The sequence below is a fragment of the Burkholderia sp. genome (assembly GCF_018375725.1).
GTDB lineage: Bacteria > Pseudomonadota > Gammaproteobacteria > Burkholderiales > Burkholderiaceae > Burkholderia.
Genome location: NZ_JAHACR010000254.1, coordinates 1 through 6,352, shown reverse-complemented (window position 1 = coordinate 6,352; position 6,352 = coordinate 1). Strand labels below are relative to the sequence as shown.

The following is a 6,352-nucleotide window of genomic DNA, read 5'->3' as shown; positions in this document are numbered from 1 at the left end:
GGGCGCAGCCCCGGTCGTCGCGCAAATCGCGAAGGAAATGGGCATCCTGACGGTCGGCGTCGTCAGCAAGCCGTTCGAGTTCGAAGGCGGCAAGCGGATGCGCGTCGCGGAAGCCGGCTCGCAGCAACTGGAAGATCACGTCGACTCGCTGATCGTCGTGCTGAACGACAAGCTGTTCGATGTGATGGGCGACGACGCCGAGATGGACAAGTGCTTCCAGTGCGCCGACGACGTGCTCAACAACGCGGTGGCCGGCATTGCGGAAATCATCAATGTCGATGGTCTCGTGAACGTCGACTTTGAAGACGTGAAGACCGTGATGGGCGAGCAGGGCAAGGCGATGATGGGCACGGCGACGGTCGCCGGCGTCGATCGCGCCCGCCTCGCGGCCGAACAGGCCGTGGCGAGCCCGCTGCTCGAAGGCGTCGATCTGTCGGGCGCACGCGGCGTGCTGGTCAACATCACGTCGAGCCGTTCGCTGCGCCTGTCGGAAACGCGCGAAGTGATGAACACGATCAAGAGCTACGCGGCGGAAGACGCAACGGTGATCTTCGGTGCGGTGTACGACGATGCGATGGGCGACGCGCTGCGCGTGACGGTCGTCGCGACGGGCCTCGGCCGCGCGGTGAAGAAGCAGCAATCGGCGCCGATGACGCTGCTGCGCACCGGCACGGACAACCAGCCGGTCAACGCGGCGTCGCACAGCTACGCACCGGCGCACGTCAGCACGGCCGACTACGGCGCGCTCGACACGCCGGCGGTGTGGCGCAATTCGCGCGAAACCGCGGCGTCGCATGTGCAAGCGCTGCAGGAAAAGGGTGTCGATACGTACGACATTCCGGCATTCCTGCGCAAGCAGGCCGACTGAGGCACGAACAGGCGAAGCCGCGGCGGTGTCGCCGCGGTGAAGCCGGCGTGACGGATGTGACGGACCGTACAGGCCGGACCGTGACAGGCCGCGTCGCACGCGACGCCGGGCCGGGCAGCGTGTCCTCTTCGCATCGGCGAAGCGGGCGGGGCCGTGTCGTCCGTGACGTGCAGTAACGCAGCAAACCGTATCGCTATGAGGGACCAGACATGATTCAAGTGGGCGACGCGCTGCCCGACGCGCAGGTGTTCGAGTTCATCGACGACACGCGCGCAGGCTGCACGCTGGGGCCGAATGCCCGCAGCGTGCGCGAGCAGACGGCGGGGAAGCGGGTGGTGATCTTCGGGTTGCCAGGCGCATTCACGCCGACCTGTTCAGCGCAGCATGTGCCGGGCTATGTCGCGCAAGCCGAGCAACTGCGCTCGGCGGGCATCGACGAGATCTGGTGCGTGTCCGTCAACGACGCATTCGTGATGGGCGCTTGGGGACGTGATCTGCACACCGCGGGCAAGGTGCGCATGATGGCGGACGGCAGCGCGGCTTTCACTCATGCGCTGGGGCTGACGCAGGATTTGTCCGCGCGTGGCATGGGAATCCGTTCCCGCCGCTACGCGATGGTGGTCGACGACGGTGTGGTCAAGACGCTGGCCGTCGAAGCGCCGGGCAAATTCGAAGTGAGCGATGCGGCAAGCGTGCTGGCAATGTTGACGTCCTGATCGCGCAATGCGCCGTTGCTCGAGGGCAACGTCACGCATGGGCCGCAGGGCAGTTGTAACACGGGCCGATGACCGGAAACGCCTCCGTTCCGGACATCGGCCCGTCCTGTATCGGTGTCGGGTAAACGACCGAAACAGTTTGATACGCAGTTTCAAACAGCGTTGAATAGGGAATTACGCTATAATCTCACCTATCGAATTAACCTCCTGATTGATATATTCAATCAAGAAGAAGATCACCATGCTGAAGCAGCGCACCATCAAATCGATTGTGAAGACCGTGGGTATCGGTCTGCACTCGGGCCGCAAGGTCGAACTGACGCTCCGTCCCGCCGCGCCGGGCACGGGCATCGTGTTTTCGCGCGTCGACCTGCCCACGCCGGTCGATATTCCGGCATCGGCGATGTCGATCGGCGATACGCGGCTCGCATCGGTGCTGCAGAAGGATGGCGCGCGCGTGTCGACCGTCGAGCACTTGATGTCCGCCTGTGCGGGGCTCGGCATCGACAACCTGTATGTCGACGTGACCGCGGAGGAAATCCCGATCATGGACGGCAGCGCAGCGTCGTTCGTGTTCCTGATCCAGTCGGCCGGCATCGAGGAGCAGAATGCGCCGAAGCGCTTCATCAAGGTCAGGAAACCGGTCGAAGTGCGCGACGGCGACAAGTTCGCGCGGCTCGACCCTTATTTCGGTTTCAAGCTGAAATTCACGATCGATTTCCGGCATCCGGCCGTGGACAAGACCGGCCAGGAGCTCGAGGTCGACTTCGCGAACACGTCGTATGTGCGCGAGATCGCGCGTGCTCGCACGTTCGGCTTCGCACACGAGGTCGAGATGATGCGCGAGTTGGGCCTGGCGCGCGGCGGCAGCATGGACAACGCGATCGTGCTCGACGAATACCGCATCCTGAACAACGACGGGCTGCGTTACGACGACGAATTCGTGAAGCACAAGATGCTCGACGCGATCGGCGATCTGTACGTGGTCGGTCATCCGCTGCTGGCGGCGTACACCGCATACAAATCGGGCCACGGGCTGAACAACGCGCTGCTGCGCGAATTGCTCGCGAATCAGGATGCGTACGAGATCGTTTCGTTCGACGATCCGCAGAAGGCGCCCGGCGGTTTCGCGTTCGACACGCAGACGGCTTTCGCCTGACCGGCGCACCGGACACGTATCCATGAAAAAAGCGGCCATCGAGCCGCTTTTTTCGTTTACCGCCCGGTCAGCCCGGTGTCTTGCCGCCGTGTCGTGCCGCCATCCGTGCGAGTGCGGCCTGCAGCGGCGACGGTGCGAGGTGGTCCGCGAGATCGCGCAACGCAGCGGCGCCCGCGGACGTCATGCGCGCCTGCTTCACGCGCGGCGGTTCCGGCATTGCCTGGGGACGCACGCGTACGCGCAGTGCCGAGACCGGCCAGCCGCGCTGCTGGAGTTCCGCGAGCAGCCGCCGCTCCACTTGACGCAGTCGTGCGGCCAGCGCGTTATGCGCGGCAAACAGGGGCAGCACGCCGTCCTTGATCGAGCCCGGCTCGACGTGGCTGGCGAGGTAATCGGGCAGCAGCGCGGCGAGGTCGCGCTGCAGCGACGCGACCTGCTCGACGCCGGCGCGCAGCGCGGCGAACGCATCGGTGCGCCTGAGCACATCGGATACGGCTTGCGGACGAGGCGGCCCGGCTGGGGCGCGGCGCTGGGAAAATCGGTTCATCGAGGTTTGCTTCGGGCGCGAGGGCGCGCGTAGGTTGACGCCGATTGTACCCGCGGCAGGACAGGCGCGCCGCGCTTTCCTGCCGGCCGGCTCATCCGCGCGGCGAGCTGCCGTCCTGCCGGGACGCCGCAGCGAGGACACAGGCGCGGGCTTCCTCGCGTGCTAAAATTTGTCGTTTGAATTCACTCATATGCTAAGCCGCCGAGGCTCGGGCGTCAGGGCGCGGGATGCGCGCCGGATGCCGGTGCTGCGACGCAGGATCCGATCCGATGACAACCGGTTTTCTCCAGAAGATTTTTGGCAGCCGTAACCAGCGGCTCGTCAAGCAATATCAAAAGACCGTCGCGGCGATCAATGCGCTCGAAACGCAGATCGAGAAGCTGACGGACGACCAGTTGCGCGGCAAGACGGACGAATTCCGCCAGCGGATCGCGGCCGGCGAATCGCTCGACAAGCTGCTGCCCGAAGCGTTTGCGGTCTGCCGCGAGGCCAGCCGCCGCGTGCTGAAGATGCGCCACTTCGACGTGCAGCTGATCGGCGGCATGGTGCTGCATTACGGGAAGATCGCCGAAATGCGCACCGGCGAGGGCAAGACGCTCGTCGCGACGCTCGCGGCGTACCTGAACGCGCTGCCGGGCCGCGGCGTGCACGTCGTGACGGTCAACGACTACCTGGCGCAACGCGACGCGGAGTGGATGGCTCGCCTCTACAACTTCCTCGGGCTGTCGGTCGGCATCAACCTGTCCGGCATGGACCACGAGCAGAAGCAGCAGGCGTATGCGGCCGACATCACGTACGGCACGAACAACGAGTTCGGCTTCGACTACCTGCGCGACAACATGGTCTACGAGACCGAGGCACGCGTGCAGCGCGCGCTCAACTTTGCTGTCGTTGACGAAGTCGACTCGATCCTGATCGACGAGGCGCGCACGCCGCTGATCATCTCCGGCCAGGCCGAGGATCACACCGAGCTGTATGTGCGGATGAACGCGCTGCCGCCGCTGCTCGAGCGCCAGATCGGCGAAGAGAAGGCCGACGGCACGGGCGTCGAGAAGCCGGGCGATTACACGCTCGACGAGAAGGCCCGCCAGGTATTCCTGACGGAATCGGGTCACGAGAAGGCGGAGCGCCTGCTCGCCGAATGGGGCCTGATTGGCGAGGGCGAGAGCCTCTACGCACCGCAGAACATCACGCTGATGCACCACGTGTATGCGGCACTGCGCGCCCACACGCTGTTCCATCTCGACCAGCACTACGTCGTGCAGAACGGCGAGGTGGTGATCGTCGACGAATTCACGGGCCGCCTGATGGCGGGCCGCCGCTGGTCCGACGGCCTGCATCAGGCGGTCGAGGCGAAGGAGCACGTGAAGATCCAGAGCGAGAACCAGACGCTCGCGTCGATCACGTTCCAGAACTACTTCCGGATGTACGCGAAGCTGTCGGGCATGACCGGCACGGCGGACACCGAAGCGTACGAATTCAACGAGATCTACGGTCTCGAAACGGTCGTGATTCCGACCAACCGTCCGCCGAAGCGGATCGACAAGCAGGATCAGATCTACAAGACCGCGAAGGAACGCTACGACGCCGTGATCCGCGACATCCGCGAGTGTCACGAGCGCGGCCAGCCGGTGCTCGTCGGCACGACGTCGATCGAGAACTCCGAGCTGCTGTCGCATCTGCTGACGCAGGCCGGCCTGCCGCACGAAGTGCTGAACGCGAAGCAGCACGCGCGTGAAGCGGCGATCGTCGCCGAGGCGGGCCGTCCGAAGCGCATCACGATCGCGACCAACATGGCGGGCCGCGGTACCGACATCGTGCTCGGCGGCAACGCCGAGAAGCAGGCGGCGTTCATCGAGGCCGACGAGTCGATCCCGGCCGACGAGAAGGCGCGCCGCATCCAGCAGCTGCACGACGAGTGGGAAACGCTGCACGAGCAGGTGAAGGCCGCGGGCGGCTTGCACATCATCGGCACCGAGCGTCACGAGTCGCGCCGGATCGACAACCAGCTGCGCGGCCGTGCGGGCCGCCAGGGCGATCCGGGCTCGTCGCGTTTCTACCTGTCGCTCGACGATCCGCTGCTGCGCATCTTCGCCGGCGACCGCGTGCGCGCGATCATGGACCGCCTGAAGATGCCGGAAGGCGAGGCGATCGAGGCAGGCATCGTCACGCGCTCGATCGAATCGGCGCAGCGCAAGGTCGAAGCGCGCAACTTCGACATCCGCAAGCAGCTGCTCGAATACGACGATGTGTCGAACGACCAGCGCAAGGTCATCTACCAGCAGCGCAACGAACTGCTCGAGGCGAACGACATCACCGAGACGATCGCCGCGATGCGTCACGGCGTGATCGGCGAAGTCGTCCGTCAGTTCGTGCCGGCGGGCAGTATCGAAGAGCAGTGGGACATCCCCGAGCTCGAGGAAGCGTTGCGCAACGACTGGCAGCTCGATCTCGCGATCCAGGAAATGGTGAACGAATCGTCGTCGATCACGGCGGACGAGATCCTCGATGCGGTGACGACTGCTGCCGACGAGCAGTACGAAGGCAAGGTCGCACTGGTCGGCCGCGAGTCGTTCAGCGCATTCGAGCGCTCGGTGATGCTGCAGTCGGTCGACCGTCTGTGGCGCGAGCACCTCGCCGCGCTCGACCACCTGCGCCAGGGTATCCATCTGCGCGGCTATGCGCAGAAGAATCCGAAGCAGGAATACAAGCGTGAGGCGTTCGAGCTGTTCGCCGCGATGCTCGAGGCGATCAAGCAGGAAGTCACGCGGATCGTGATGAACGTCCAGATCCAGTCGCCGGAGCAGCTCGAGGAGGCGGCCGAGCAGATCGAGGAACGCGGCGGCCATCTCGAGAACGTCGAATATCAGCATGCCGAGTTTGCCGAGGCGGGCGTACCGGCAGCGGGCGTACCGGCAGCGGCCGGCGCGGCCGCGGCGACGGCGACCGCCGAGATGGTCGGCAGCGCGATGAGCCACAGCGGCCCCGGCGGCGAGATGCCGAAGGTTGGCCGCAACGACCCGTGCCCGTGCGGCAGCGGCAAGAAGTACAAGCACTGTCAC

The 6,352-nt window shown here is 65.3% G+C and carries 5 protein-coding genes; 4 read left to right on the top strand and 1 reads right to left on the bottom strand.

Features of this window, described 5'->3' with window-relative positions; all coding sequences use genetic code 11:
- The 3 genes from KH616_RS19940 to lpxC all read left to right on the top strand — a co-directional run.
- A partial coding sequence (locus KH616_RS19940) for a cell division protein FtsZ (protein WP_292250094.1) occupies nucleotides 1-868 on the top strand: 868 nt, incomplete at its 5' end.
- Nucleotides 869-1,077: 209 nt separating this feature from the next.
- Entirely contained in the window at nucleotides 1,078-1,584 is a 507-nt protein-coding gene (locus KH616_RS19935) for a peroxiredoxin (RefSeq protein ID WP_292250093.1), read from the top strand.
- Nucleotides 1,585-1,825: 241 nt separating this feature from the next.
- On the top strand, nucleotides 1,826-2,743 hold the full coding sequence (gene lpxC, locus KH616_RS19930) for a UDP-3-O-acyl-N-acetylglucosamine deacetylase (protein ID WP_292250092.1): 918 nt from the start codon (nucleotides 1,826-1,828) through the stop codon (nucleotides 2,741-2,743).
- Between the two features lie 67 nt (nucleotides 2,744-2,810).
- On the opposite strand, the gene KH616_RS19925 is transcribed toward lpxC, so the two are convergent.
- Nucleotides 2,811-3,290 (bottom strand): DUF721 domain-containing protein, encoded by a 480-nt coding sequence (locus KH616_RS19925; protein ID WP_292250090.1) that lies wholly within the window; start codon nucleotides 3,288-3,290, stop codon nucleotides 2,811-2,813.
- Between the two features lie 269 nt (nucleotides 3,291-3,559).
- Between KH616_RS19925 and secA the strand changes: the two genes are divergently transcribed.
- A partial coding sequence (secA, locus tag KH616_RS19920; protein WP_292250089.1) for a preprotein translocase subunit SecA occupies nucleotides 3,560-6,352 on the top strand: 2,793 nt, incomplete at its 3' end.